Origin of the sequence: Alloalcanivorax mobilis (assembly GCF_002864685.1) — a bacterium.
Taxonomy (GTDB): domain Bacteria; phylum Pseudomonadota; class Gammaproteobacteria; order Pseudomonadales; family Alcanivoracaceae; genus Alloalcanivorax; species Alloalcanivorax mobilis.
On sequence record NZ_NMQZ01000019.1, the window covers coordinates 81,671 to 108,592 of the forward strand.

The window sequence follows — 26,922 nt, forward strand, 5'->3', positions numbered from 1 at the left end:
GAGGATGAAAAGCGGCATGGTAGCACTTTTTAACCAATCCAGGTTTATTTGTTCGGTGCGCACCGGTAAGGCGCCGGTTGGCGGGCTGGCTGGGAACGTGAGGGAATTCGCGGTATCTTCACGGGCCAGAAAGTAAAAAGGGACTGCGGCATTGCCGTAGTCCCCTATGCGCTGATTCTGTTGTTGTTATTGTTTGTGTTTTTTTCTGCCTTGCGCCGTAACCAACTTTTGTTGCGGCATTGTTAATCGACTCATCTTTTTCTTCTTCGTTTTCTTGTTCTTATTTCTGAGCCGTTCCGCCGTATTTGTTTTGTTTATCTGGCGTGGGATTCATAGTGCATGGATGGTTTTTCCTTTGCAACATCTTGTTAATTGCTTACAAATCAACAAGTTATGAGAATTACGGAAAAACCTTACCCGCTTGGCATCGACGCCGGTAACGAACTTGTTACCCCTCTGTGTAGGACGGTAACACTCTCTCGGCGGTGACGCCGGCGAAACCCCTTGGTGTCATCAAGCAAGCGCCAATGGCGTGTTCGTTGCCCGCATGTGAACAACTATTCCGTAACTGTAAAGGTAAAATCAACGGGTGGGGGTGGCTCAATGGTGGTTAGCGGCGGCTGCTCTTGCGGCGCGGGATACCCAGGCGTTGGCGACGCTCCCAAAGGCTTTTGCGGCTGATCCCGAGTTTCTGGGCGAGCTCCGTCTCGGTCATGCTGTCCTGATTTTCCAACACGAATCGGGTGAAATAATCCTCCAGGGAAAGGTCTTCCGAGGGGTCCAGGCTGGCACGGCTGACGCGCTGGGGAATGCGGTTGGGGTTCAGCCCCAGTTGCGCCGGGCCGATGCCCTCTTCCTCGGTGAGAATCACCGCCCGCTCGATCACGTTCTCCAGCTCGCGCACATTCCCCGGCCAGCTGTAGCCGCGCATGGCACTGAGCGCCGCTTCGGTGAAATAGAAGCGGCTGTGGTTGAGTTTCTCGCCGCTGCGCGCCAGCAACGCATTGGCCAGCAAGTCGATGTCTTCATCGCGCTCGCGCAACGGCGGCAATTCCAGTTCCATCACATTCAGCCGGTAATAAAGATCGTCGCGGAAGCGGCCATCGCTGACGCGCGAGGGCAGGTCGATCTGGCTGCTGGCGATCACCCGCACGTCCACGCGCCGGGGCGCCAATGAGCTTTGCCGGTGGATTTCCCCTTGCTCAAGCAGAGTCAGAAGCCGGCTTTGAACCTCTGGAGAAAGTTCACCCACTTCATCCAGGAACAGGGTGCCGCCGTCGGCCTCTTCAATGCGCCCGGGTTGTTCGTCGTCGCCGAACAGATCCGTAAGCTGCATGTTCTTGGGCAGCGCCGCGCAGTGCACGGTGATCAATGGCCCCTTGGTGCGCTCACTGTTCTCGTGCAGGGCCCGGGCGGTGAGCTCCTTGCCGGAGCCGGCTTCGCCAAGTATTAACACCGGCGTGTTGGTGGGCCCGACCCGGTTTATGCGGTGCCTGAGCTCACGCATCGCCTCGCACTGACCAATCATGGAATGCACCGGATAGCTGCGTTCCATGTCCCGGCGCAAGGCCTGATTGCCGCGACTGATGCGGCCTTCCTTGAGCACCCGCTGCACCGCCATCAGCATTTCATCGTGGTCGAACGGCTTGGGGATATAGTCCACCGCGCCCTGACGCATGGCGTCCACCGCCGAGCGCAGACTGGCGTAGCTGGTCATGATCAATACCGGCACCGGATGCGCTTTGCCGATCAGCGCCGTGCCCGGCTCGCCGGGCAGCCGCAGGTCGCTGATGATCAGGTCGCAGTGGGCGAGGCCGGTCTCCAGGGCCTGCTCCACGGATTCCGCTTCAGCCACGGAGTGATCGTGGCGTTCCAGCAGTTTACGCAGCGCGCCGCGGATCACTGGTTCATCTTCGACGATCAGAATGTGGCTCATGGTTGCTGTTCCCTATTATTCGGTTTGCAACGATGCACTGGTGGTGCCATAGCGTGGCAATTCGATGATAAAGCGGGTGCCGCGAACGCCGTCGATGGGGCTTTGTACCCTGACCGCGCCGTGGTGGTCCTCGATAATACTGTAAACCAGGGCCAGGCCCAGCCCGGTGCCGCGGCCTGGTGGTTTGCTGGTGACGAACGGTTCGAACAATGCCTCGCGCAACTCGGCGGGCACGCCGTGGCCGTGGTCCTCGACCTGGATCGCAATGCACTCGCCGTTGTCTTCGCTGCGGATCACGATCGGCGATTCGTCGTCACTGGCGTCGGCGGCGTTACCGAGCAGGTTCACGAACACCTGTAGCAGTCGTTGTGGGTCGCCGACCACCTCGTGGCCGCTGCCGCAGAGGTTGTCAAAGTGCTGCAAGCGATGATCCGGGTCGAGCAGCAGCAGGGCGATCGCTTCCTGAACGGTGGCGCGCAGATCCACCGGCCCATGGATGGTGTCGCGGAAGCCCCCCGAATGGCTGAACGTCACCAGCGATTCCACGATGCGGGTAATGCGGCGGGTCTGTTCCATGATCTGCGCGGCACTGAGCTGTTGTTCCTCGGCGTCACTGTGGCCATCCAGATTTTGCGCCAGACAGGCGATGGCGGTGACCGGGTTGCCGATTTCGTGGGCCACGCCGGCGGCCAGGCGACCGATGGAGGCGAGCCGTTCGTTGTGGGCCAGGTGCGATTCCATCTGCCGCAGGTCAGTGATGTCCTCAAGCACGATCACCTGGCCGCCGGCCTGTTCGTTTGGTACCTGGCTCTGAATTTGCGATTTATGCAGGCTCAACCAGCGCGACAGGCCCTCTACCTGAAGATGGCGCTGAGGGTTGTGCGTGGTTTCGCCCCGGCTGAAATCGGCGAGCAGCTCTCCCCATGGGGAAGGAAGATGGTCCAGGCGCGAACCGATGGTGTCGTCGTCGCTGATGTCGGTGAGTGCTTCCATGGCCCGGTTCCAGCCGATGATTTCGCCGTCGGCGCCGAGGGAGATCACGCCGATGGGCAATTCCAGCAAAGTCTGGCGATGGAAGCGCCGCAAGCTGTCCAATTCAGCGGCCAGCCCCGAGAGCTTGTCGCGGTATTGTTCCAGCCGTGACTCGATAAAGCGGATGTCCTCACTGGATTCGCCCTCTTCGGGTTTATAGGGGAGGTTGTCATCCATCAATTGGTGCGACACCGAGGGACCGAGCAAACCGGACAGATTGGTTTCCAGTTGGTCGCGCAAACGCCGCAGGGCATAAGGGCGGGTTTCGCTGTGTTTGATGCGCAGATCACGCAGCGCCATCTCCACTTCGCGGGCGGCGGTGACCGGCCCTAGCGGCGCGCTCAGCGCATGGATGAAATCGTCCACGGTTTGCGCGCCGAGCTCCCAGCGGTAGGGGCGGCGCAGGCTGCCCACCGCGCAGGCTTCGGCGGCGGTGCGCTCGGAACGCGACATCGGCGTGATGATCGAGACGATGGCGTAGATAACACCGTTGAACACAATTGAGGCGATCGCCACCTGGTTCCACTGGCTCACGCCCTGCACATCGTTCAGCCCGATCAGCCCCAGTATCCGCGGAATTTGCCAGGGAGCGTGCAAGATTGGCAGCAACAGGGCCAAAGCCCAGAGCGTGAAACCGGCGATCATACCGGCGAACAGGCCGTTGCGGTTGCCCGAAGGCCAGAACAGAGCGCCGATCAGGCCGGGAACGAATTGCAGGGCGGCGACGAAAGTGAGCACACCCAGTTCCACCGACGAGTGCGACCAGCCCGCCAGCCGATAGAACAGGTAGGCCAGTGCCAGAATCGCGGCGATCAGAACGCGCCGGGTCCACAGCAGGTTGCGGTACAGATCCTGGGCCGCGCTGAGCGGGCTCGCCGGCAGCACCAGATGATTCAGGCACATGCCGGAAAGCGCCAGCGTGGCGACGATCAGCATGCCGCTGGCGCCCGCCAGGCCGGCCAGGTACCCCAGCAACGCGCCCTGGCCGGTGGCCATGCCCACGCCCAGGGCGAAATAGTCCGGTGAGGTGGGCGCATTGCTGGCCAGCGCCGACCACAGAATGATCGGTACGCACAGCGCCATGCCCAGAAACAGCAATGGCAAGCCCCAACTGGCGGAAACCAGTGCGCGCGGATTGAGGTTTTCGGTGAAGGCCATGTAGAACATGTGCGGCATCACCACGGCGGACACAAAAAACGCCATGATCAGGCCGTGCCAGCTGCCGTCCTGAAGTGGTGCGTACAGGCGGCTGAGCATTTCCGGATGCTGGCCCAGCCATTGGGTTAAACCCTGGGGGCCGTCGAAGACACCGTACAGGCCGAGCACGGCGACAGCGGCGAACGCCGCCACCTTGATCAGTGACTCGGTGGCGATGGCCACCACCAGCCCTTCGTGGCGCTCCCGCGCCGTGGCATGGCGGGCGCCGAACAGAATCGCGAACAACGTGATCAGCAGACAGAACCAGAATGCCACCCAAGAGGGGTCCGGTTCGCCGGTCAGGATCTGAATTGATTCGGCCACCGCTTTGAGCTGCAAAGACAGCAGCGGCAGCATGCCGATCACCATCATCACGGTGGTCAGTGCGCCAGCGATCCGGCTGCGATAACGGAACGCGAAAATGTCCGCCAGGGAGCCGAGTTGATAGGTGGTGGTGAGGCGCAGAATCGGCGCCAGTAGCACCGGAGCCATCAGGAACACGCCGGAGATGCCGAGGAAATAGGCGAGGAAGTTATAGCCATACTGATAGGCGTAACCGACCGTGCCGTAAACGGCCCAGGCGCTGGCATAGACGCCGAGAGAAAACACATAGACCAGAGGGTGGCGAACCAGCCGCGCGGGAAGCCAGCCGCGCTCGGTGATCCAGGCGACCAGAAACAGGAACATCAGGTAGCCGCAGGCGATCAGGATCAGTTGACCGACACTATAAGCCATCGCTGTCGCGGCTCCTGCTGCGGGCGATCCAGTAACTCAGGGCGATCAGACCAAGCCAGATCAGATACGGGCGATACCAGGCGCGGCCGCCTTCGCTCCACCAGTCAATGATCGCCGGTGAGAGCAGGTAGGTGCCGAGAATGAAAATAATCAGCAGACGGTCGGTGTACATCGTGGCTCCCGGGCGCGGCGTTGATCGGCGTGAGGTCGCAGGGTCACCAGGGGTCATCCCGGGCGCGGGGCGCCGGCGCCGGGGGACAATGGAAGAGGGTGAGCCGGCGGTCAGCGCCGCTGTCGCAGGATGTCGAGCATACGTTACCGGTCACTGCCTTGTAAAAGCGCGGGCAGCGGCTGGCGCCGCCCGCGTGGCAGCAATTGCGGACGCCAATGGTGGCGCGCCCAGGCCAGTTGTTCACTGACGCCGGCGCCGCTCATGGCCGGCGCGGGTTCAAGGCCCACGCACGCTAGCGCGGCGAACAGGGTGATGCCGGGTCGCTTGATGTCCAGCGCGGCGGCGCCGGCGGACTTGCTCATCTTGCCGCCGGCCGGGTCCATCACCACTGGCAGGTGGCTGTAGTTCGGCGCCGGCGCGCCCAGGCATTGCAATACCCACAACTGCCGCAGTGTCGAAGCCAGCAAATCGCTGCCGCGCACCACATCGGTGATGCCTTGGTCGGCGTCGTCCAGAGCGCAGGCGAGTTGATAGGCGTACAAGCCATCCCGGCGGCGGATCACAAAGGCGCCGCCTTCGCGGCCCAGATTCGCGCAGACCCGCCCTTGCAAGCGGTCTTGCAAGCAGCGCTCGCGGTCGGGAACGGCCAGTCGGATGGCGAGGTCCGGGCCCGGCGGTTCGGCGACCGCCGGGCCCGGATGAAGATCGTCCAGTGCCGCCAGCTGTTTGCGCGAGAGGCTGCAGTAAAAGGCGTTTCCATGGGCGAGCAGACGCTCCACCGCCGCTTGATAGGCAGCGCTGCGCTGGCTTTGATAGACAGGCTGGCCGTCCCACTCGAGGCCGAAAGCTTCCAACTGGCGAAGAATCCGCTCCGCCGCGCCGGCTTGCTGGCGCGGTGGGTCAAGATCGTCCACGCGCAGCAGCCAGGTGCCGCCGTAATAGCGGGCATCCAGCCAACTGGCCAGCGCCGTTACCAGAGAACCAAAATGCAACGGGCCGGAGGGGGTGGGAGCGAAGCGACCGACGTAGGGCATAATAAAACAGTTGATGGTTGACAGTTGACAGCGAGAACAACAGAGCGAACTGGATTGGCATTGGAGTACCGGTGGCTCGTTCTGTTTTGTTTTTAGCTGTCAATTGCCAACTGTCGACTGTTTTTTATCCCGCCAGCTGCCGCTCCTTGATTTCCGCCAGTTCCTTGCAATCAATGCAAAGATCGGCGGTGGGGCGTGCCTCAAGACGGCGGATGCCGATCTCCACGCCGCAGGCTTCGCAGAAGCCGTAGTCATCCTTGTCGATCTGATCCAGTACTTTTTCGATCTTCTTAAGCAGTTTGCGCTCGCGGTCGCGGGTGCGCAGCTCCAGGGCGAATTCCTCTTCCTGGGTGGCGCGGTCGGCCGGGTCGGGCAGATTGGCCACTTCGTCCTGAAGATGGTGCATGGTGCGGTCGGCTTCTTCCATCAGTTCCTGGCGCCATGCCAGAAGAATTTGCCGGAAGTGAGCGCGCTGAGCTTCGTTCATGTACTCCTCGCCTTTTTTGGGAACATAAGGCGTAAAACCATGAATCAGCGTATCCGCCTTACTGGCGGATGAGGGGGATTTCTTCACCTTCGTTGTCACCTGAGCAGAATATGTAGAACGGGACGGTTCGCTTCCCTTGCGACCGGAGGCCGTCCTGGCGGTTCCCGAGGAACTCAATGAATGATTGGCCGCGCGCGTCGTGGCGGTGGCCGGTTTGGCCGCTTTACCGGGGGTTGTTCCCTTGGATGTACCGGATGAGCGGGCGGGTCGGTCGGTCTGACCGGAGTGCTTTGCCGGCGTGGCGGGGCCGCGTTGAGCCGCTGCGCTTTTCGCTTTGCCGGTCGCGGATTTGTTTGCCTTATTGGCCTTCGCCGCCGGCGCGGTGGTGCTGGCGGCTTTGCGGGGGGAGGCTTTGCCGCTGGCGGCGGGACGGCTAGCGGCCTTTTTCACGGCGGGGCTTTTCACAACGGGGCTTTTCGTGGCCCCTTTCTTCACCGCCCCTTTTTTTGTCGGCGCTGTCTTGGTTACTGCTTTCTTGGCCGCCGATTTCTTTGCCACGGCTTTCTTCGCCGCGGTTTGGCCAGCGACCGCTTTCTTTGCTACCGCTTTCCTGGCCGCCGCTTTTTTCACGGGCGCCGTTCGAGAGGCGGCTTTTTTCGTGGCGGTTTTTTTGGCCGCGGCTTTCGGGGTGGCCGCTTTCTTGACGGCCGCCTTTTTCGCTGCTGCCTTTGGTGCCGTGGTTTTCTTCACCGTGGTTTTCTTCGCCACGGCTTTCTTAGCAGGCGCCACGGCTTTTTTGGCGGCTGCCTTCTTGTTGCCCGGAGCTGTCGATTTGCCACTGCCAGCCTTGGTGGCGGGGGCTTTGCCGGCGCTTTTGCGGGGTGTGGATTTGCCCGCCGCGCTGGCCGCCTTTTTCTTTTTACTCTTGTTTCCAGTGGCCATTTTGATCAACTCCCTTAACATAGTCACGACTCGCTATTTTTCGAATCCGGCCGTGCGGAAACAGTGTCCGTTGGCGGGCGGATCGGAGGAAACCCTGAATCAATCTGCATCCCCACCCTGGGTTATTCAGAGGCCCCAATAGTGTAATCTTCGACCATACCGCTTTAGCGTCAGCCTTGTCACTACCGCGCCGAAGCCCTGAAACGGGGCAATGGCGGGCGTGTCGGGCCTGGTTAAGCCAAGCGGCGGCGTCCCTGTGAGTGCTGGTGGGCGCCAGCAAACTTCCGGATTATAGCCATACCCCGCCAAACGGAAAGAGGTTCCCTTGCCAAACCCCGAGATACTGTCCCGCCTTGCCCGCCAAACACCCCCTTTTCACGTCATGGCGCTGCTCGAGCGGGCCCAGGCCCTGCAAGCGGCGGGCCGTGACATTATTCATCTGGAAGTGGGCGAACCGGACTTTCCCTGCCCGGAGCCGATCATGGCGGCGGCGCGCCGGGCGATGGACCGGGGCGACACCCGTTACACCCCGGCGGCGGGGCTGCCGGCGTTGCGCGAAGCGATTGCCCGGGACTACCGGGAGCGATTCGCGGCGCCGGTGCAGGCCTCCCAGGTGGTGGTGACGCCGGGGGCCTCGGGGGCGCTGCAGCTGGTCATGGGCGCGTTGATCAACCCGGGCGATGAGGTGTTACTGTGCGATCCGGGTTACCCGTGCAATCAGCAGTTCGTTACGCTGGTGGGTGGGGTGCCACGGCCGTTGCCTCTGAGCGTGGACAATGGCTTCGCCCTGACGCCGGCACGGTTGGCGCAATGCTGGGGCGAACGCACCCGTGCCGCGCTGGTGGCAAGCCCTGATAACCCCACCGGTAATCGCCTGGCCGGCGCCGAGCTGAAAGCGATGGCGGAATTCTGCGCCGGACATGGCGGCACCCTGGTGGTGGATGAGATTTACCAGGGACTTTGTTATGGCGAAGGCGCGGACAGTGTTTTGCGACACACCGCCGATGCGGTGGTGATCAACAGTTTCAGCAAATACTTTGGCATGACCGGCTGGCGGTTGGGCTGGCTGGTGGCGCCGGCGGCGTGGGTGCCGGCGATTGAGCGGTTGGCGCAAAACTGGTTTCTGGCGCCCGCCACGGTGGCTCAATATGGCGCGCTGGCGGCGTTCGATGACGAAGCCCTGGCAATCGCCGAGCAACGCCGACGGTTGCTGGAGCGTCGTCGTACCCTGCTGGTGGAGGCCCTGGCCGGGTTGAATCTGCCGGTGGTGGGCGGCGCCGAAGGGGCGTTTTACCTGTACCTGGACGTGAGCGCTTATACCGAAGACAGCTTCGGCTTTTGTCAGCGGTTGCTCGAAGAGACCGGCGTGGCCCTGACTCCGGGGCTGGATTTTGGTGCCACGCATCACCCTGAGCGTTATCTGCGTGTGGCCTACACCTGCGATGAGTCGCGGCTGCGCGAGGGGCTGGCGCGGCTGGCTGGTTTCCTGAGGCAATGAAATTCTCACCACCTTTGCAGGCGGTGACGCTGCTGCGTCGCTATAAGCGCTTTCTTGCCGATGTGCGCCTGACGGACGGCAGCGAAATCACCGTGCATTGCCCGAACACCGGTTCCATGCGCCACTGTGTGCTGCCCGGCGTGGAGCAGGCGGCGCTGATCTCCGACAGCGGCAACGCCAGCCGTAAATACCGGCATACGCTGGAGGCGGTGCAGGTGGCCCACGGCCATTGGGCCGGGGTCAACACCGCGCGCACCAATGCCCTGGTGGCGGAGGCGCTGCTGGCCGGTCGTCTTGACGGACTGGACCCGACCATCGGAGTGGAGCGGGAAGTCACCTTCGGCGACAGCCGTTTCGATCTGGCATTGGGCGAGCGGGGCGCGCCGCACACCTTTATTGAAGTGAAAAACGTGACACTGGGGGCGGGCCCGGACGATCCGGACGATGGCATGATCCGCTTTCCGGATTCGGTGACCTTGCGTGGGCAGAAGCATTTGCTGGGGCTTGCCGAGGTGGTGCGCCAGGGCGGCCGGGCGGTGTTGTTTTTCTGCGTGCAACACAGTGGTGCGCTGGCGGCGGGGCCGGCCGGGCACATCGACCCGGTCTATGCGCGCATGCTGGGCGATGCCGCCGGTGCCGGCGTGGAAATCATGGCCTGGAAGACCCGCATGGCGGCGGACGAATTCGTTCTCGACCGGCCGCTGCCGGTGGTGCTCAGTTGATGTTTTTCAACGCCGCGAGCTGCTGCTCCAGGTCGGTGACGTGTTCCTGCCAGTAACGGGGTGAATCGAACCAGGGAAACGCGATTGGAAACGCCGGGTCGTCCCAACGGCGCGCCAGCCAGGCGCTGTGACGCAGCAGGCGGCGGGTGCGCAGCGGATCGATGAGAACGCGCTGGTGCCAGGGAAACGGCAGAAAGGTTTCGTACCCTTCGGACAGAATAATCAGTTGCTGGCGGTTCTCTTCCGCGTCACCGGAGAGCAGCATCCACAAATCCTGCATGGCCGGTCCCCGCAGGCTGTCGTCGAGGTCCACGAAATGCGGTCGGTTGTCGCGCCAGAGGATGTTGCCGGCGTGGCAGTCGCCGTGCACGTTGATTGGTTGCCAGCGGATGTCCCGGGTGACCCGTTCGATTTCCCCGATCAGCGCCGCGCCGACGTCGCGATAGCGGCCGGCGTAGTTGGGGTCGACCACGCCCTGGTTGACGTACTCAATGGCCTCGCGGCAGTCTCCGACCAGCTCAATCACCGGACGTTTTTTGAACGGACGGTCGTCGCCGGCGGCGTGCCAGCGCGCCAGCGTGCGGCCGAGCACGCGCAGATGGTCCGGGTTGTCCAGCTCCGGGCCGTGGCCGCCCTGGCGGGGAAACACGGCGAAGCGGAACCCCTGGTGAATAAACAGTGTTTCCCCGGCCTGGTTGGCCAGCGGTGCCACCACCGGCAATTCGTTGTCGCGCAGGAACAGGCTGAAGCGGTGTTCTTCGCGGATCTGTTCGTCGCTCCAGCGGTTGGGGCGATAAAACTTCACCACCACCGGCGTGGCGTCTTCCAGGCCCACCTGATACACCCGGTTCTCAAAGCTGTTCAGTGCGAGCAAGCGGCCATCGGTGACAAAGCCCGCACTTTCCACCGCGTCCAGCAACAGGTCGGGGGTCAGCGCATCGTAGGGGTGGCCGCTCGCTTCGCGGTGGCCGGGAGTGGGTGCGTCGCCCTCGGCGCCGCTCACGCCGGAGCCCCGACAGGACCCAGCCAGATCTGCTCGTCACGCACTTCCAGGGGCACCGGAGTCAAGGCATCGCCGCTGCATGGCCCGGACAGGCAGGCGCCGTTGTCCGGTTCAAACAGGGCGCCGTGATTGGCGCACACCAGGAATCGGCCGTCGTCGTCCATAAACTGATCGGGCATAAAATTGAGCTCGATACCAAGGTGGGGGCACCAGTTCAGATAGGCGTGGAACTGGCCGTCGAAGCGTACCACCACCACCGGCTGATCGCCGACCAGAAATTCCCGGGCGCTCTCGTGGTCGATGTCATCGACGCGGCAAACCGCTTGCATGGCCGTCACTCCCCGAGCGTCTGGCGGCGGATTTCCAGGTGCGCGGCGGCCGCCAGGCGCGGGCCGAACTCAGTGACCAGACGGGCGCTGGCGGTGGAGGCGAGACGCCCGGCACTGACGAAATCGTGGCCGTGGTTGATGGCGTACAGAAAGGCGCCGGCGAACATGTCTCCGGCCCCGTTGGTGTCGACCGCTTTGACCGGCACCGGTTCAATACGATGAGCCTGCTCGCCATCCCACACCAGCGCGCCCTCGGCACCCAGCGTCATCACCAGGCCCCGGCACAGCGGTTTGAGCGCGTCCAGGGCGGCCTCCACGGAATCGGTGCCGGTGTAGCCCATCGCTTCGGCTTCGTTGCAGAACAGTAAATCGACGCCATCGCCGAGCATCTCGCTCAGGCCTTCCTTGAAGAATTGCACCATGGCCGGGTCCGAGAACGTCAGCGAGGTGCGCACGCCGTGTTTCTCCGCCAGCTTGCGCAGTTTCACGGCGGCGGCGCGGGCGCTGTCGGAACTGACCAGATAACCTTCCAGGTAAACGTAGCGGGAGGCGGCGATGGCCTCTTCATCCAGCTCCGCTTCGCCAACCGCCTGGGAGATGCCGAGGAACGTGTTCATGGTGCGCTCGGCGTCCGGGGTGATCATCACCAGGCATTTGCCGGACACGCCGCTGTCCCGGGCGCCGTTCATGTTGGTGTCGACGCCGGCGGCGAGCAGGTCGCGCACGAAAAAGTCGCCGGTGGCGTCGTCGGCAACTTTACAGGCGTAGTAGCTTTTACCGCCGAACAGACGGGTCGCGACCACGGTGTTGCAGGCCGAACCGCCGCAGGTGTGCTTGTGCGGTTCGGCTTCGCCGTCCAGGGCCGCCAGCAATTCCTGCTGGCGTGCTTCGTCCACCAGCGTCATCAGACCCTTGCCCAAATCCATGCGTGCGATGAAGTCGTCGCTGATCTCCACCTCGGTGTCCACCAGCGCGTTGCCGAGGGCGTAAACGTCGTATTTCTTGTCCATGGAGACTCCGGGCCGATTGCGAAGCTGCCTATTATGGTGATGCCTCCGCGCGTTGCCAAACCGAACGCCAGGAACCCTCCGGACCGTGAGCACTCATAACAGACTGCCGAACAACCCGTTGCGGACTCTGCCTGGCCTGAAGCGCGCGGAGGCAAGGGGTTTTTGAGCAGCCTGATATGGACCTCCTTATTCAAACATCTATACTCGCGGCCATGGCGAAAAAACCGAGCAAACCGGCGTCCCGACGCCGTCCCGTAAAGAAAGGAAAGAAACGCACCCAACGGACGGGTGGGCGGCGCTGGTTCAGCTGGCGGTTCATCGCCAAGCTGTCGGTGGTGGTTCTGGTGCTGGCGATCGCGGGCACCGCATACCTGGATGCCTGGGTGCGTCAGCGCTTCGACAGTCATGTCTGGCAACTGCCGGCGCGGGTCTATGCTCGCCCCACCGAGCTGTATCCCGGGCGGGTGTTGTCCCGCGACGACATGTTGCGTCTGTTGGATCTGATGCGCTATCGCAACGCCGCCGGCGCGCCCACCGCCGGCAGTTACGCGGCCCAGGGCAACACCTTGCTGATTCACACCCGGGGGTTCCGCGACAGCGATGGTGGGGAGCCGTCGCAGACGTTGCGCGTGACCCTGGGCGGCGGCCAGGTGACCCGCATGAAGACCGGCAAAGGCGGCTCGGTGGGCCGTTTGGAGCCACTGCAGATTGGCAGCATTCACCCCGGTCACACCGAAGACCGGGTGTTCGTGCCGCTGGACCGGGTGCCACCGCTGCTGGTGAAAATGCTGGTGGCCACCGAGGATCAGGACTTCTATCAGCACCACGGCCTGTCATTCCGAGGGCTGGCGCGGGCCATGCTGACCAACCTGAAAGCCGGTGGTCTGGTGCAAGGCGGCAGTACGCTCACGCAACAGCTGGTGAAGAATTTCTGGCTGACCCAGGATCGCACCCTGGTGCGCAAGCTGATGGAAATGCCGATGGCGGTGCTGCTGGAGTTGCATTACAGCAAGCAGCAAATTCTTGAAGCCTACCTGAACGAGGTGTACCTGGGGCAGGACGGTGGCCGCGCCATCCATGGCATGGGCCTGGGCGCGCAGTTTTATTTCGGACGCCCCCTGGAAGAACTGGACCCGCATCAGCTTGCCACCCTGGTGGCGCTGCTCAAGGGGCCCAGCTATTACGACCCGCGCCGCAACCCGGAGCGCTCACTGGCGCGCCGCAATACCGTCTTGCGGGTCGCCCGTGACGAAGGCGCGCTCAGCGAAAACGATTACCAGCGTTACCGCCGGCACGATCTGGAAGTGGTGCCGCGCGGTGCCTCACCGCTGTACGCTTTCCCCGCCTTTATCGACCTGGTGCGCCGGCAACTGGCGCGGGACTACCCGCCGGAGGTGCTGGGCGTGGACGGGCTGCATATCCATTCCACGCTGGATGTATTGTCCCAGTTGGCCGCCGAAAAGGCGCTGCGCGAGCAGCTCAAGCGTCGTGATCCCGCCGGCGACGGCCTCAATGGCGCGGTGGTGCTGGTGGCACCGGCCCAGGGCGATGTGCTGGCGGTGGTGAGCAGCCGGCGTTCCCGGGAGGCGGGGTTCAATCGAGCCCTGGACGCGGTGCGGCCGATCGGCTCGCTGGTGAAGCCGGCGGTGTTACTGACGGCGCTCAAGCAGCCGGACAAATACAATCTGGCCACCCTGGTCAACGACGCCCCATTGAAAGTGCCGCTGAAGAACGGCGATGTGTGGGCGCCGCGCAATTTCGAGGGCGATTCGCTGGGGCCGATGCCGATGCTGGACGTGCTGGTGCATTCGCGAAACCAAGCGACCGCGCGGTTGGGCATGGAAGTAGGGCTGGATAAGGTCGCCGACACCCTGCGTGAGTTGGGGGTAAAGCGGAACATTCCGCTGTACCCGAGTATCTTGCTCGGCAGCCTGGAGATGACCCCCTTCGAAGTGGCGATGATGTATCAGCCTCTGGCCACCGGCGGGTTCTCCACGCATCTGCGTTCGATCACCGATGTGCTGGATAAAGACGGCGAGCCGCTGGCGCGCTACCCGGTGGACACCGAGGAAGTGCTCGACTCGGGCCCGGCCTTTCTGATCCAGTGGGCGATGCAGCAGGTGGTGGACCATGGCACTGGCCGCGCCGCGCGCGCGGCCCTGCCGGCCGATGTCATCGTGGCGGGCAAAACCGGCACCAGCGACGATTATCGCGACGCCTGGTTCGCGGGTTTTTCCGCCAACCACCTGGCGGTGGTCTGGGTGGGCCGGGACGACAACCGCAACGCCGGCGTGACCGGCGCCACCGGGGCGTTGCCGGTGTGGACCCAATTGATGAAGGGGCTGCCCCAGCGTAGCCTTTCCCAGCGTCTGCCCGGCGGCGTCAAGCCGGTGTGGATGGCGCCGAGTGGCGAGCGGCGCAGTGGCGAAGGGTGTGACGGCGCCAGATTGTACCCGATGATGGAAGCGTCGATTCCCGAACAGGGCGACGGTTGTGGCGCCGCCACCCGCGCCGGAAAAGGAGTAGTGGAATGGTTCAAGGGCTGGTTCGACTGATTCTGCTGAGCGCGTTGCTGACCGGCTGCGCGACGAGGACGCCGCCGGCCGGAACGCCGGATGGTGAGCCGGTAACGGCGAACACCGAGCTGGCCGGATCGCCGGCGTTGTCGTTGCTGGAGCGCGCCGATCAGGCTCGCGGCCGGGGCGACACGGCCGCCGCCGGGCGCTATCTGGAGCGGGCACTGAACATGGCGCCGGATTCCTCCTGGTTGTACCGCCAGCTCGCCGAACTGCGCTTGCAGGAAGGCGACGCTCACGCCGCCGAAGGGTTGGCGCTGCGCGCGCTGCGGCTGGCGCCGGACAATCGCGAATATCAGGCGCAGCTGTGGGATCTGGTGGCCACCTCGCGGGTCAATCAGGGCGACAGCGGTGGCGCCCGTGATGCGCGCGCGCGGGCACGGGATCTGCGCAAGGCCCGTGCATGACACCGGCGGTAAGGCTCGCCGAGCGCGCCGGCGTGGTGTTCCACCTGCACAGCTATGAGAGTGACCCGCAGGTGGAACACTATGGGTTGGAGGCGGCCCAGGCTTTGCGGTTGTCCCCGGAGCGGGTGTTCAAGACGTTGCTGGCGGTGGTCGACGAACGGCCGCAGGTGGCGATGGTGCCGGTGCACCTGAAGCTGGATCTGAAAGCGCTGGCCCGGGCGGCGGGCGGCAAGAAGGCGGTGATGACGGATGCGGCTCTGGCTCAGCGCCTGACCGGCTATGTGCTGGGGGGCATCAGCCCGCTCGGCCAGAAGAAACGCTCGCCGCTGTGGCTGGACGAGCGCGCCGGCGATCTCGAGACGCTGTACATGAGCGGCGGTCGCCGTGGGCTGGAAATCGAGATGGCGCCGGCGGATCTGCTCGCCATCACCGGCGGCAAGCTGGTGCCGCTGGCTCGTTAATCCACCGCTCTCGAAGCAAACCGTCGCAAGCCGGCGGCTTGCTTCAAGAATGGCCGGGCATTACAGCGTGGCGAAAGCCTGGCGGGCGGCGTCCAGGGTGGCATCGATGTCCTCGTCGCTGTGCGCGATTGAGACAAAGCCCGCCTCGAAGGCGCTGGGCGCCAGATAAACGCCGCGATCCAACATCGCATGGAAGAACGTTTTGAAGCGCGCCTGGTCGCAGGCCATCACCTCGTCGAAGCGGCTGATGCGGGTTTGTTCAGTGAAGAACAGGCCGAACATGCCGCCCGCCCGGGTGGTGGTGAAGGCAATGCCGCACTCTCTGGCGGCCAGGGCCAGACCCTCGGTAAGCCGTTCGGTTTTGGCGCTCAGCTCATCGTGAAACCCTTCCCGACGCAGCAGCTTCAGGGTCGCCAGACCGGCGGCCATGGCCACCGGGTTACCGGACAGCGTACCGGCCTGGTACACCGGGCCCAGCGGTGAGAGCTGCTCCATGATTTCCTTTTTGCCGCCGAGGGCGCCCACCGGCATGCCGCCACCGATGATTTTGCCCAGGGTGGTGAGGTCGGGGGTGATGCCGTAATGGGCCTGGGCGCCGCCCAGGGCGACCCGGAACCCGGTCATCACTTCATCGAAGATCAGCACCGCGCCGTAGCGGTCGCAATAATCGCGCAGGGCTTGCAGGAACCCCTGGGTGGGCGGCACGCAGTTCATGTTGCCCGCCACCGGCTCGACGATCACCGCGGCAATCCGTTCGCCTTCGGCTGCAAACACGGATTCCAGGCCGCCGGCGTCATTGTAGTTGAGCACCAGAGTGTCGTCGGTGACCGCTTTGGGCACCCCGGGCGAGCTGGGGCTGCCCAGCGTCAGGGCGCCGGAGCCGGCCTTCACCAGCAGGCTGTCCACGTGGCCGTGGTAGCAGCCTTCGAATTTGATGATCTTGTCGCGTCCGGTGTAGCCACGGGCCAGACGAATCGCGCTCATGGTCGCTTCGGTGCCGGAGTTGACCATGCGCACCATGTCCATGGAGGGCACCAGCTCGCAGACCAGATCGGCCATCTCCACCTCGGCGGCGGTGGGCGCGCCGAAGCTGAGCCCGTCCATCACCGCCTTTTGCACCGCCTCACGCACCCGCGGGTGGTTGTGGCCAAGAATCATCGGCCCCCAGGAGCCGACATAGTCCACATAGCGGTTGTCGTCTTCGTCGAACAGCCAGGCGCCCTCGGCGCGCTCAAAGAACACCGGTGTACCACCGACCCCTTTAAAGGCGCGCACCGGAGAATTGACGCCACCGGGAATATGGCGCTGGGCGCGGCGGAACAGTTGCTCGGATTGCTTGCGGCTCATGGAAACTCCTGGGAAAGCGGCCCCACGGCGATGGCCGCCGTGGGGCGGGCGATCACTTCAAGGGGGAATCGGGGGTGTCGAACAGGCTGGCCAGCCGACCCGCGCGGGCTTCGATGTCCGCATCGCCAAACAGCGCGTGGATCACCGCCACGGCGTCGGCGCCAGCGTCGATCAATTGCCGGGCATTATGCGCATTCACACCGCCGATCGCCACCAGGGGCAGCGCGAAGCGCCGGCGTGCCTGGACCAGCGTGTCCAGGCTGGCGGGGGGCGCCTGGGGTTTGGTGCGCGAATCGAAAAAGCGCCCCAGGGCGAGATAGTCGGCGCCCTCGCCGGCGGCGCGGGCGGCCAGCTCCAGGCTGCCGTGGCAGGACACGCCGATCAGCTTGCCGGCGCCAAGAAGCGAGCGCGCCAGCGCCACCTGACCATCGCTTTGCCCCAGATGCACACCGTCGGCGCCGACCTCGGCGGCCAACTCGGCATCGTCGTTGACGATAAAGGCGGCGCCGTGTTCCTGACAGAGCCGCGCCAGGTGACCGGCGCGCTGCCGGCGGGTGGTGGAATCGGCGGGTTTATCCCGGTATTGCAATATCCGAGCGCCGCCACGCAGCGCGGCGGCAGCGGCCTGCATCAGTTGGTCGCCGGGGATAAGCGCCGGGTCGGTGATCGCGTACAGCCCGGCGATCCGCGGGTCGCGCTGGCTCATGGCGCCGGGCTCCGATTCGGAACGTACTGGCCGCCGCCGGGCCGCCAGGCGTTTTTGAGCGCCTGGTGCAGCCATTGCTGCGCGTTGCCGGTGGCCTGCTCGAGGGGCTCGCCACGGGCCAGCAGGCAGGCCATCGCCGAGGCCAGTGAGCAGCCGGAGCCATGATAGACGTGGGGAAGCCGGGGCCAGTCCCAATGGCGATGGCGGTCGGGCTGAAACAGATGATTGCTGACCTGATCGGTGTCGTCGTGGGTGCCGGTGACCAGCACCGCCTGACCACAACGCTGGCTGAGCGCCTCGCCGGCGGCGTGCACTCCGTGTTCGCCGCTGAGCGATTGCGCCTCGGGCAGGTTGGGGGTGAGCACGGTGGTGGCCGGGGCGAGCACGTCGATCAGAGCATCACTGAGATTTTCCCGCGCCAGCGCGCCACCGGATTCCGCCGCCAGGACCGGGTCGAGCACCACCGGCACGCCGGGCAGGCGAGCCAGCAGGCGCGCGATCCATTCCACCGTGGCCACCGAGCCGGTCATGCCGATCTTGACGGCGCTGAATGAGTAATCGGCCAGCAAGGCGTCCGCCTGTCGATCCAGTAGATCCAGGTCGGTCAGTTGAAAGCCGGTAACACGACGGCTGTTTTGCACCGTCAGGGCGGTAATCAGGGTGCTGGCGAAGCCACCCAGGGCTTGGATCGCCTCGATGTCGGCATGAATGCCGGCGCCACCGGAGGGATCATGGCCAGCGATAACAAGAATATTCGGTTTCATGGCAACAATACGCTGAGCACTGGGAACGGGCCGCCCGGCATCGCAAAGCGCCGGACATGGAGCGCCAGCGTCCGGCGTTGGGCGGCCGGCGTCAAGGGAACCTGGCGGTCAAAACGGTTTCACCACCACCAGAATGACGATGGCGACCAGCAGCAGCACGGGGATCTCGTTGAACACGCGATAAAAGCGATGGCCGTGGGTGTTGGCGTCGGCGGCGAATTTTTTCATCAGCCCCAGGCACATATGGTGATAGCCGATCAGCAACACCACCAGAAACAGCTTGGCGTGCAACCAGCCCTGGGTTTTGTAATAGCCCCAGTTGAGCGCCAGCATCCAGATGCCGAGCACCAGGGTGGCGATCATCGCCGGGTTCATGATGCCCCGATAGAGCTTGCGCTCCATGATCTTGAAGCGTTCCCGGCTGGGCTGATCCTCGGCCATGGCGTGGTACACGAACAGCCGCGGCAAATAGAAAATGCCGGCGAACCAGCAAATCACGGCGATAATGTGAAAGGCCTTCAGCCAGAGCATGCTTGTCTCTCCACAATGTCTCTCCACACTGAATGTCCGTGAAGCGCGGACATGAATGTTTACCTGGCGACATTGGAGTGTCGCCGCGTGGCGGCCTATACTATATCGCCTTTCCTGTCACGATCACCCGGCGCCAGCATCGCTCGCAGGGTTTGCGTCGCCACTCTCCCGCGGGGAGTGGATCGGATGATCGCGCTCCGGATCCCTGATCCCGTCGACCAAAAGAGGATGCCCGTGAATAAGCCACCGCGCGCCAGCCGTCTGTTGCGATACTACCTGTTTCGCACACGTCGCCTGTCTCGTCGGCAGCTTGGCACGGTGCAGGACTGGAAACTGCGGGTGGTGTTCTGGGTCGGCGCGCTGTTGGTGGGTTTGCTCACCGTGGCGTTTGCCTGGGTCACCGAGCAGGCGTTTCAGGTGTTTGTTTCCCTGGAACAGCGCTCGCCGCTGATCCCTCTGGTGTTAACGCCGGCTGGCATGGTGTTCATCGCCTGGGTGATGCGGCACATGGGGTCGGAGTCACAGGGCAGCGGTATTCCCCAGGTTCTGGTGGTGCTCAAGCAGCGCTACCACTGGCTGCGGCCGACCTTTCTGTCGTTGCGCGTGATCGTGCTCAAGTTCGGCCTGACCTGTCTGGGTTTGATGTGTGGCGCCAGCATTGGCCGCGAGGGCCCCAGCGTGCAGATGGGCGCGGCGATGATGTACTCGGTCGGACAGATGGGCCGGCTGCACCAGAAATACGTGGATAACGCCCTGATCGTCGCCGGCGGCGCCGCCGGTGTGTCGGCGGCGTTCAACGCGCCGCTGGCCGGGATCGTGTTCGCCATTGAGGAGCTGGCCGGCTCGTTCGAACAGCGCACCAGCGGTACCCTGATTCTGGCGATCATTCTCTCCGGCGTGGTGGTGCTGATGATGATGGGCCACTACAGCTATTTCGGGCATCCTCAGGGCACGCTGGATCTGGCTCAGGACTGGCTCGCCATCGGCGTGACCGGGCTGGTGTGCGGGTTGCTCGGCGGTTTGTTCAGCCGGCTGCTGATCACCGGCAGCCGCTTTCTCGCCCCTTACGCCCGCCAGAACCCCTACCGGGTGGTGTTCCTGTGTGCGCTGGTGGTGGTGTTTCTGGGCCTGATCACCGGTGGCGCCACCTATGGCAGTGGCTACGAACAGGCCCGCCACCTGATCACCGAGGATGTAGAGGGCGGGGTGCTGTACCCGCTGGCGAAGATGAGCGCCACGCTGGTGTCGTACTTTACCGGCATCCCCGGCGGCCTGTTTTCGCCCAGCCTGGCGGCGGGCGCCGGGATCGGTAACGTGATCGGCCATTGGGTGCCCAATTCCTCAGTGGTGGGCGTCACCCTGGTGGCGATGTCCGCCTTTCTGGCCGGGGTGATCCAGCGGCCAATTACCTCTTTCGTGATCGTCATGGAGCTCACCGGCAACCGCCACGACATTCTTTTGCCGCTCATGGCCGGGGCCTTTCTCGCCGCGGCGGTGGCCAAGCTGGTATGGCTGCGCCCGCTGTACGACTCGCTGGCGGATCGCCTTCAGGAAGGCGAGGGCATGGCGCTGGATCGGGCGCGGGTGGTGCCGGCGGAGCCGCCGGAAAGCGGGCGGTGAAGTTGCCCGCGCCGGTGGCGAACCCTATGATCCTCACTCGCTGATAACAATGCATTAGCGGAACAGGGGAATTATGGGTGTGAGTGGGGACTTCGATATTTTCACCATAAACAGAGCGGACCGCGTCTGATGGCCCGCCATGGCCGGCCGCGTGCCGGTATCGACGACGTCGTACTGGTGCCGGTCAGCCCTACGCAGCAGCGCCGCACCCGACTGACGCTCGGCGCCTTGGCGGTGGTGGCGGCGCTGGCGTTGTTCGCTGGTGGGTTGTGGCTGGGCCACAGCGGTGCGCTGGACAGCAATCTGAACAACGAAACCCTGAGTCAATCCCTGGACGAAACACGCGCCTCGTTGCGCACCGCCCGCCATGAGCTGGCCATTTACAAGGCTGAAGTGGATGTGGCGGAGCAGGCGCGGGGCAAGTTGCGTGAGGAGATTCGCGGATTGCGCGACCAGAGCGCGGAGCTTGAGGAAGCGGTGGCGTTTTATAAGAGCGTAATGGCGCCCGGGGGTGAAGACGGTCCGCTGCGGGTCCAGAAGTTCGACGTCAGCCCCGCCGCCGGCGAGCACCGTTTCCGTTACAGTCTGGTGCTGGTCCAGGCTGGCGATAATCGCGGCTATCTGGCCGGTGACGTGAGGTTGCGGCTGGTTGGGCATCGCAACGGCCAGGCGGCGACATTGGACGCCGGGTCGCTGCTGGAGGAAAGCGACGAATTGCGCTTCCGTTTCCGTTATTTTCAGGAACTCTCCGGTATCCTGACGGTGCCGGCGGATTTCAAAGTGGATACGCTGGAGATGGAGGCCCGCTCCACCGCTGGACGCCGCTCCGAGGTGGTGCAGAGCCTCCGCTGGTAAATTCAACCAAGCAGGAGAATGGCTGGTGAGAGGGCGAGACAAGAAAAGCAGCGCACAGCAGAGCTTTCGCGATCACACCCTGATCGCTCCCAGTGCCCGTATCATTGGGGATATCGAGTTCAGCGGGGGGTTGCACATCCAGGGGGAAGTGGAGGGCAACATCAGCGTGACCGGCGACGGCGGCCAACTGGTGATTGGCGAGAGTGGCGTGGTGCGCGGTGAGATTCGCGTGCCCCGGGTCACCATCAACGGCCGCGTGGAAGGCGATGTGAACGCCAGCGAACACCTGGAGCTGGCCAGCAAGGCCCAGGTTGAAGGCAATGTCTTCTACGTTATGGTCGAAATGCTGATGGGCGCGCGGGTCAATGGCAAGCTGGTCCGTCTCGACGAGGAGCGGCGCCACCTGCCGGCGCCGGAGAAGCCGGGTACGCCGCACGCCGTCGAGAGCGCCGACGCCGACCATTCTTGACTGTATTACTCGGGTATTGGAAGATGGCGTTCTTACAGCATTACGGACCGACATGAGCGAATCCAGCCCCATCATTCTGACCGAACGCGCCGCCGCCAAGGTGCGCGAGCTTCGTGATGACGAAGGCAACCCGAATCTCAAGCTGCGGGTCTATATCACCGGCGGCGGCTGCGCGGGCTTCTCCTACGGCTTTACGTTCGATGAGCAAAGCAACGAGGACGACACCTCCGTGGCCCGCGAAGACGTCACCCTGCTGGTGGATGCCATGAGTATTCAGTACCTGGACGGTTCCGAGGTGGATTACGAGCAGGGGTTGATGGGCTCCCGGTTTATTGTCCATAACCCCAACGCCGCCACCACCTGTGGCTGCGGGTCGTCGTTCTCGGTCTGAGCCGCGCCGGCCGGCGTTCCGGTCATAAAAACGTCACCAAAGTGTCAAGTCAGCGTCGTCATGTCGGCGGATGCTGGGCCTATGACATTCCCTCGCCCCTCTTTGCAACGTATGACCGCCGCTGACCTGCGCGCCATGTGCTGGTTGCTCGAGCAGCCCCGCGCCGCCGGGCGGGCGCGGCTCGCGCGGGCCATCTCCCGGCTCGGTGATGGTCCGCTGTACGCCTTGTTGGCGCTGCTGTTGTGGTTGTTGGGTGGCGTTCAGGGCGAGCGTTTCGCGTTGGCGGCCGCTTTTGCCTACGGCATTGAGGTGCCGGCCTTCGTTGTGCTCAAACATCTGATTAAAAGACCGCGTCCGGCGGATTCCCTGGAGTCCCTGTGCGCGTTCATTCAACCCGCTGACCGTTTCAGTTTCCCATCCGGGCATACCGCGGCCGCCTTCGTGATGGCCACGCTGCTGGCGGTGTTGTTTCCGCTGGCCGCCACGCCGGCGTTGGTGTTCGCCGCGCTGGTCGGCCTGTCCAGGGTGCTGCTGGGCGTGCACTACCCCACCGACATCGCCGCCGGCGCGGTGTTGGGCGCGGCCTGCGCGCTGCTGGGCCTGGGGCTGTTGTAAAGCGCAGTGGATCGCCGGGCAGGGCGAATCAGGGCAAAGTGAGATGGCCAAGCACCGCTTCGCGGCGGGCGCCGGTGACCAGCGGGGCGTTGCCCGGCACCCGATGCCAATAGGCCCAAGCCAGCCAGGCGAATGCGGCGGCTTCCACCTGATCTGGTTGCAGTCCCCACTGGCCGGTGTCCTGCACCGGCACATCGCCGCCCAGGCAGGCCGACAGGCGGGCCATCAGGTCGCTGTTGTGCGCGCCGCCGCCACACACCAGCAGGCGGTCCGGGCGGTGATCGCGCAGGGCGTCGGCGACCGAGCGGGCGGTCAATTCAGCGAGGGTGGCCTGAACGTCCCGGGGCGCCTCATCGCCGGCCAGGGCCTGCTCCAGCCAGGGCAGATTAAAGTCCTCGCGGCCGGTGCTTTTCGGCGCTGGCCGATGAAAGTACCGGTCCCGCAGCAGGCGCTCCAGCAAGGCGGGCAGTACCCGTCCACCCCGGGACCAGGCGCCGTCACGGTCAAAGGCGCCGCTCTGGTGGCGTCGATACCACTGGTCCAGCAAGGTGTTGGCAGGGCCGGTATCGAAGCCCCCCAGCAGGCGCTCGCCGTCGAGCAGGGTGATGTTGGCGATGCCGCCCAGATTGAGCACCACCGTGAACTGGCCCTGGGCTCCGAACAGGGCCTGATGGAAGCGAGGGGCCAGCGGCGCGCCCTGGCCCCCCAGCACCATGTCTTTATTGCGAAAGTCGTTGATCACCGGGATGCCGGTGTCACAGGCCAGCGTATCCGCGCACCCCAATTGCAGGCTGAATCCCTGTGGCCCGGGGCGGTGTCGTACGGTCTGCCCATGGCAGCCAATGGCGGTGACCCGGGCGGCATCGACGCCGGCCCCGGTGAGCAGCTGTTTGATGGCCTCGGCGTAGCACTGGCCCAGTTGACGATGGGCCGGGCCGGCGCGGTCGATCTCGTTGTCGCCGGGCAGGCACAGGCTCTGTAATTGGTCACGCAGGGAATCCGGCAACGGCAGGCTGTGGTGGGCGAGCACACGGAACCGTTCGGGTTCCGCTACGGCGAGCACCGCGTCCACGCCGTCCAGGCTGGTGCCGGTCATCAGACCGGCGAACACGCCGGATTCAGAAGACATTGCTGCTGGCCAGCGTGGCGGCCTCGGCGAACATGGTGATCTGGGATTGCATGCGTTTGGCCTGCACCAGGAACTGCGGCTTTTCATTGGCGTCCACGCCGCGTGCTTTGGGCAGAGGCACGGTGAGCGGGTCGCGGTGAGTGCCGTTAACGCGGAACTCATAGTGCAAATGCGGCCCGGTGGCGAGCCCGGTCATGCCAACGTAGCCAATGGTCTGATTCTGATTGACCCGGCTGCCCACGCGAATGCCCTTGGCGAAGCCCTTCATGTGACCGTAAAGGGTGGTGTATTGCTGGCCGTGTTGAATGATAACGACGTTGCCGTAGCCGCCTTTCACCCCGGCGAAAATCACCTTGCCGTTACCGGCCGCCTTGATCGGCGTGCCACTGCGGGCCGCGTAATCAATGCCCCGGTGGGCGCGCACCCGATTCAGAATCGGATGCTTGCGGCCCAGGTTGAAGCGGGAGCTGATGCGGGTGAAGGACACCGGCGTGCGGATGAACGCCTTGCGCATGGAGTTGCCATCCGCATCCAGATATTCGGTGTCGCCGGAGCGGGTCTGGAATCGATAGGCGGTCAGGTGGCGGCCACGGTTCCAGAACTCGGCGGCCAGGATATTGCCTTCGCCCACCTTTTCGCCGTCCAGGTACAGCTCTTCGTAGAGCACGCGGAAGCGGTCGCCCTGGCGGATGTCCTGCACGAAATCCACATCCCAGCCAAAAATGTTGGCCAGTTGCATGGTCAGGTTATCGCTCATGCCCGCGGCGTGGCCGGCCAGGAACAGGGAGTTGTCGATGGTGCCATCGGCGAAGCGTGTGCGACGAAGGTATTCCCGGGTATGGGCGGCAACCTGCCAGCGCTCACCGTCGAGTTCGGCTTCCACGGTTTCGATACGGCTCGGATGATAGCGCAGGGCGTTCAGCTCGCCGCCGCTGTCCAGGGAGATCTGAAAGCTTTCGCCGGGCCGGATGTTGGTCAGCTCTTTCAGGCGCGGGTGGCCGTTGATCAGCCGGTAGACCTGGGTGGCGGTGACGCCGTGTTCCTGCAGCAGCCCGGAAAGCGTGTCACCGGGTTTCACCGTCAGGCGTTGCCACCGTTCCTGGGGCTGGCTGGCCAGGGTGGGGACGCTGGCCGTCGGAGCCGCCGGCTGGGCCTGCTGGTGCCGGGAGGATTCCAGACCGGCAAGCTGATCGCCGGCGTCGTGTTTGGGCAGGGTCAGGGTCTGTACGCGCTCGGAGCGGCTTTCACCAGACTCCGGCACCATCGCCACCAGAGAGACGGTGGCAATCAGCGCGCCGGAGAGAATCAGGTGGGCGCGGGGAAAACGGCGCGCCACTCGGCCAAGGGCGGAAAAACGATGTCTCATGCTTAAACAGTGCTCTGAGGATGGGCCGCCAGGGCGTTAGTGTAATTAATTGCTTGCAAAGATACCTGCCTTTTACAACTGCCTTCAAGTGCTACAATGTCGCGCTTTATGGCAACGAGCCAGCCTTTGCGACCGGCGAACCGGTGGTGGGGTTCCGAAAAAGCAGGCGGATTTTCGCTGATTCAGAGGTAACAATGATCGACGTGGATGAACAACTGGCGCTGCTGCGCCGGGGGGCGGACGAAATTATTCAGGAGCAGGACCTGCGCGAGCGCCTGGCCAGCGGCCGTCCGTTGCGGATCAAGGCGGGGTTCGACCCCACCGCCCCGGACCTTCATCTGGGTCACACGGTGTTGATCAACAAGCTGCGCCAGTTTCAGGAGCTGGGCCACCACGTGATGTTCCTGATTGGCGACTTTACCGGGCTGATCGGTGATCCCACCGGCAAGAGTGCCACGCGGCCGCCGCTCAGCCCGGAGGACATCAAGCGCAACGCGGAAACCTACAAAGAGCAGGTGTTCAAGATTCTTGATCCGGAAAAGACCGAGGTGATGTTCAACTCGACCTGGATGAATGAGCTGGGCGCCGCCGGCATGATCAAGCTGGCCAGCCAGTACACCGTGGCGCGAATGCTCGAGCGCGACGATTTCGACAAGCGCTACCGCGCCAACCAGCCGATTGCCGTTCACGAGTTCCTCTATCCGCTGGTGCAGGGGTACGACTCGGTGGCCATGAAGGCCGATGTGGAGCTGGGTGGCACCGATCAGAAATTCAACCTGCTGATGGGCCGTACCCTGCAGAAGGCCTACGGCCAGCCGGCTCAAATCTGCCTGACCATGCCGATTCTCGAAGGGCTGGACGGGGTGCAGAAAATGTCCAAGTCACTGAAGAACTACGTCGGTGTCAGCGACGCCCCGGGGGAGATGTACCGCAAACTGTTGTCGATCCCGGATGATATGACCTGGCGCTACTACGAACTGCTTAGCGGCTTATCCAATCAGGACCTGGCTGAACGCAAAGCGCAGGCGCAGCGGCTGGGCAGCCCCCAGGAGGCAAAAAAGGCCTTCGCGCTGGAGATGGTGACCCGCTTCCACGGGGAAGACGCGGCCCTGGCGGCGCCCTCGTCGGCGGGCAACCTGACCGCCTTGGGCGAGATTCCGGATAATGTGCCGGAGGTCGAGGTAGTGCTGGACGATGGCGACGAGGTCCACGTGGTGCCGTTGTTGCGGCTGGCCGGCCTGGCTCAGAACGGTAAGGCGGCCAAGGATGTCTTCGCCCGGGGCGCGGTCTATGTGGATGGCCGTCAGCTTGAGGAGGAGCGCTCCTTCACCCGCGGCGAAACCGTGGTGATTCAGGCCGGTAAGAAGAAGATCGCGCGGGTGACGATCCGCTAGCGGATCGCGCTGGAGGCGTTGGGATGGCTGAATTCCCAGCGCCCGGAAAGAATTTCAGGGAATCGTCGAAAAAAGGTTTGACAGGAAGTGCCCGATCCGTAGAATGCGCACTCCTCGACGGGGCAACAACGCAGACGGCCCCGCAGCTCTTTAACAATCAGGCAAGCAAACGTGTGGGACCTGTTTGGAGTAGA

General features: G+C 64.0%; 25 protein-coding genes. 11 read left to right on the top strand and 14 right to left on the bottom strand.

What is annotated here, in order from left to right:
* Positions 1-610: 610 nt before the first annotated feature.
* The 5 genes from CGS25_RS11295 to dksA all read right to left on the bottom strand — a co-directional run bounded on the left by CGS25_RS11295 (position 611) and on the right by dksA (position 6,593).
* Positions 611-1,936, bottom strand: a complete 1,326-nt coding sequence (locus CGS25_RS11295) for a sigma-54-dependent transcriptional regulator (RefSeq protein ID WP_089033254.1) — start codon at positions 1,934-1,936, stop codon at positions 611-613.
* Positions 1,937-1,951: 15 nt separating this feature from the next.
* Positions 1,952-4,900, bottom strand: a complete 2,949-nt coding sequence (locus tag CGS25_RS11300) for a sensor histidine kinase (RefSeq protein WP_089033253.1) — start codon at positions 4,898-4,900, stop codon at positions 1,952-1,954.
* The gene (locus CGS25_RS11305; protein ID WP_089033252.1) at positions 4,890-5,072 is read right to left on the bottom strand and encodes a hypothetical protein; all 183 of its coding nucleotides are present in this window, start codon (positions 5,070-5,072) and stop codon (positions 4,890-4,892) included. Before CGS25_RS11305 ends, CGS25_RS11300 begins: the two co-directional genes overlap by 11 nt.
* A 143-nt stretch (positions 5,073-5,215) precedes the next feature.
* Positions 5,216-6,106, bottom strand: a complete 891-nt coding sequence (gluQRS, locus tag CGS25_RS11310; RefSeq protein WP_101675512.1) for a tRNA glutamyl-Q(34) synthetase GluQRS — start codon at positions 6,104-6,106, stop codon at positions 5,216-5,218.
* A gap of 124 nt (positions 6,107-6,230) precedes the next feature.
* Positions 6,231-6,593: an RNA polymerase-binding protein DksA gene (gene dksA, locus CGS25_RS11315; protein ID WP_198588767.1), complete on the bottom strand. Its 363-nt coding sequence runs from the start codon at positions 6,591-6,593 to the stop codon at positions 6,231-6,233.
* A 1,324-nt stretch (positions 6,594-7,917) separates the two neighbouring features.
* Here dksA and CGS25_RS11325 point away from each other — a divergent pair.
* Complete coding sequence (locus CGS25_RS11325) at positions 7,918-9,033, top strand: aminotransferase class I/II-fold pyridoxal phosphate-dependent enzyme (RefSeq protein ID WP_089033249.1); 1,116 nt, start codon at positions 7,918-7,920, stop codon at positions 9,031-9,033.
* Positions 9,030-9,755, top strand: a complete 726-nt coding sequence (gene sfsA / locus CGS25_RS11330) for a DNA/RNA nuclease SfsA (protein ID WP_089033248.1) — start codon at positions 9,030-9,032, stop codon at positions 9,753-9,755. The genes CGS25_RS11325 and sfsA overlap by 4 nt, the downstream gene beginning before the upstream one ends.
* Here sfsA and CGS25_RS11335 read toward each other — a convergent pair.
* Genes CGS25_RS11335 through CGS25_RS11345 form a run of 3 tightly spaced genes read right to left on the bottom strand, consistent with a single transcriptional unit; the run spans position 9,748 to position 12,097 of the window.
* The gene (locus CGS25_RS11335; protein ID WP_089033247.1) at positions 9,748-10,758 is read right to left on the bottom strand and encodes a serine/threonine protein kinase; all 1,011 of its coding nucleotides are present in this window, start codon (positions 10,756-10,758) and stop codon (positions 9,748-9,750) included. The genes sfsA and CGS25_RS11335 overlap by 8 nt on opposite strands.
* Entirely contained in the window at positions 10,755-11,087 is a 333-nt protein-coding gene (locus tag CGS25_RS11340; RefSeq protein WP_089033246.1) for a Rieske (2Fe-2S) protein, read from the bottom strand. Before CGS25_RS11340 ends, CGS25_RS11335 begins: the two co-directional genes overlap by 4 nt.
* 5 nt (positions 11,088-11,092) lie before the next feature.
* Positions 11,093-12,097, bottom strand: coding sequence for an adenosine kinase (locus CGS25_RS11345; protein ID WP_101675514.1), 1,005 nt, complete (start codon positions 12,095-12,097; stop codon positions 11,093-11,095).
* 212 nt (positions 12,098-12,309) lie between these two features.
* Between CGS25_RS11345 and mrcB the strand changes: the two genes are divergently transcribed.
* Genes mrcB through ybaK form a run of 3 tightly spaced genes read left to right on the top strand, consistent with a single transcriptional unit; the run spans position 12,310 to position 15,541 of the window.
* The gene (gene mrcB, locus CGS25_RS11350) at positions 12,310-14,652 is read left to right on the top strand and encodes a penicillin-binding protein 1B (RefSeq protein ID WP_089033244.1); all 2,343 of its coding nucleotides are present in this window, start codon (positions 12,310-12,312) and stop codon (positions 14,650-14,652) included.
* Positions 14,628-15,080, top strand: coding sequence for a tetratricopeptide repeat protein (locus tag CGS25_RS11355; protein WP_101675515.1), 453 nt, complete (start codon positions 14,628-14,630; stop codon positions 15,078-15,080). The genes mrcB and CGS25_RS11355 overlap by 25 nt, the downstream gene beginning before the upstream one ends.
* Positions 15,077-15,541 (top strand): Cys-tRNA(Pro) deacylase, encoded by a 465-nt coding sequence (gene ybaK / locus CGS25_RS11360; protein ID WP_101675516.1) that lies wholly within the window; start codon positions 15,077-15,079, stop codon positions 15,539-15,541. The genes CGS25_RS11355 and ybaK overlap by 4 nt, the downstream gene beginning before the upstream one ends.
* 60 nt (positions 15,542-15,601) lie before the next feature.
* Here ybaK and hemL read toward each other — a convergent pair whose 3' ends face one another.
* The 4 genes from hemL to hemJ all read right to left on the bottom strand — a co-directional run bounded on the left by hemL (position 15,602) and on the right by hemJ (position 18,889).
* Positions 15,602-16,888, bottom strand: coding sequence for a glutamate-1-semialdehyde 2,1-aminomutase (hemL, locus tag CGS25_RS11365; protein ID WP_089033241.1), 1,287 nt, complete (start codon positions 16,886-16,888; stop codon positions 15,602-15,604).
* 52 nt (positions 16,889-16,940) lie between these two features.
* Complete coding sequence (thiE, locus tag CGS25_RS11370; RefSeq protein WP_089033240.1) at positions 16,941-17,594, bottom strand: thiamine phosphate synthase; 654 nt, start codon at positions 17,592-17,594, stop codon at positions 16,941-16,943.
* Positions 17,591-18,358, bottom strand: coding sequence for a bifunctional hydroxymethylpyrimidine kinase/phosphomethylpyrimidine kinase (gene thiD / locus CGS25_RS11375; RefSeq protein ID WP_089033239.1), 768 nt, complete (start codon positions 18,356-18,358; stop codon positions 17,591-17,593). Before thiD ends, thiE begins: the two co-directional genes overlap by 4 nt.
* Positions 18,359-18,466: 108 nt before the next feature.
* Positions 18,467-18,889 carry a protoporphyrinogen oxidase HemJ gene (gene hemJ / locus CGS25_RS11380; protein WP_089033238.1) on the bottom strand — a complete coding sequence of 141 codons (423 nt, stop codon included), beginning with the start codon at positions 18,887-18,889 and terminating at the stop codon, positions 18,467-18,469.
* 234 nt (positions 18,890-19,123) lie between these two features.
* On the opposite strand from hemJ, the gene CGS25_RS11385 reads away from it, so the two are divergent.
* The 5 genes from CGS25_RS11385 to CGS25_RS11405 all read left to right on the top strand — a co-directional run bounded on the left by CGS25_RS11385 (position 19,124) and on the right by CGS25_RS11405 (position 22,839).
* Positions 19,124-20,509, top strand: a complete 1,386-nt coding sequence (locus CGS25_RS11385; protein WP_232802368.1) for a chloride channel protein — start codon at positions 19,124-19,126, stop codon at positions 20,507-20,509.
* 129 nt (positions 20,510-20,638) lie between these two features.
* Complete coding sequence (locus CGS25_RS11390; protein ID WP_089033236.1) at positions 20,639-21,364, top strand: DUF6776 family protein; 726 nt, start codon at positions 20,639-20,641, stop codon at positions 21,362-21,364.
* Between the two features lie 25 nt (positions 21,365-21,389).
* Positions 21,390-21,833 carry a bactofilin family protein gene (locus CGS25_RS11395; RefSeq protein WP_089033235.1) on the top strand — a complete coding sequence of 148 codons (444 nt, stop codon included), beginning with the start codon at positions 21,390-21,392 and terminating at the stop codon, positions 21,831-21,833.
* Positions 21,834-21,885: 52 nt separating this feature from the next.
* Positions 21,886-22,224, top strand: a complete 339-nt coding sequence (erpA, locus tag CGS25_RS11400; protein WP_089033234.1) for an iron-sulfur cluster insertion protein ErpA — start codon at positions 21,886-21,888, stop codon at positions 22,222-22,224.
* An 81-nt stretch (positions 22,225-22,305) separates the two neighbouring features.
* Positions 22,306-22,839, top strand: coding sequence for a phosphatase PAP2 family protein (locus CGS25_RS11405; RefSeq protein WP_232802369.1), 534 nt, complete (start codon positions 22,306-22,308; stop codon positions 22,837-22,839).
* 28 nt (positions 22,840-22,867) lie between these two features.
* Here CGS25_RS11405 and CGS25_RS11410 read toward each other — a convergent pair whose 3' ends face one another.
* On the bottom strand, positions 22,868-23,968 hold the full coding sequence (locus CGS25_RS11410; protein WP_101675517.1) for an anhydro-N-acetylmuramic acid kinase: 1,101 nt from the start codon (positions 23,966-23,968) through the stop codon (positions 22,868-22,870).
* Positions 23,958-25,334, bottom strand: a complete 1,377-nt coding sequence (locus CGS25_RS11415) for an OapA family protein (protein ID WP_101675518.1) — start codon at positions 25,332-25,334, stop codon at positions 23,958-23,960. Before CGS25_RS11415 ends, CGS25_RS11410 begins: the two co-directional genes overlap by 11 nt.
* Before the next feature lie 194 nt (positions 25,335-25,528).
* On the opposite strand from CGS25_RS11415, the gene tyrS reads away from it, so the two are divergent.
* Complete coding sequence (gene tyrS, locus CGS25_RS11420) at positions 25,529-26,728, top strand: tyrosine--tRNA ligase (RefSeq protein WP_089033230.1); 1,200 nt, start codon at positions 25,529-25,531, stop codon at positions 26,726-26,728.
* Positions 26,729-26,922: the final 194 nt, after the last annotated feature.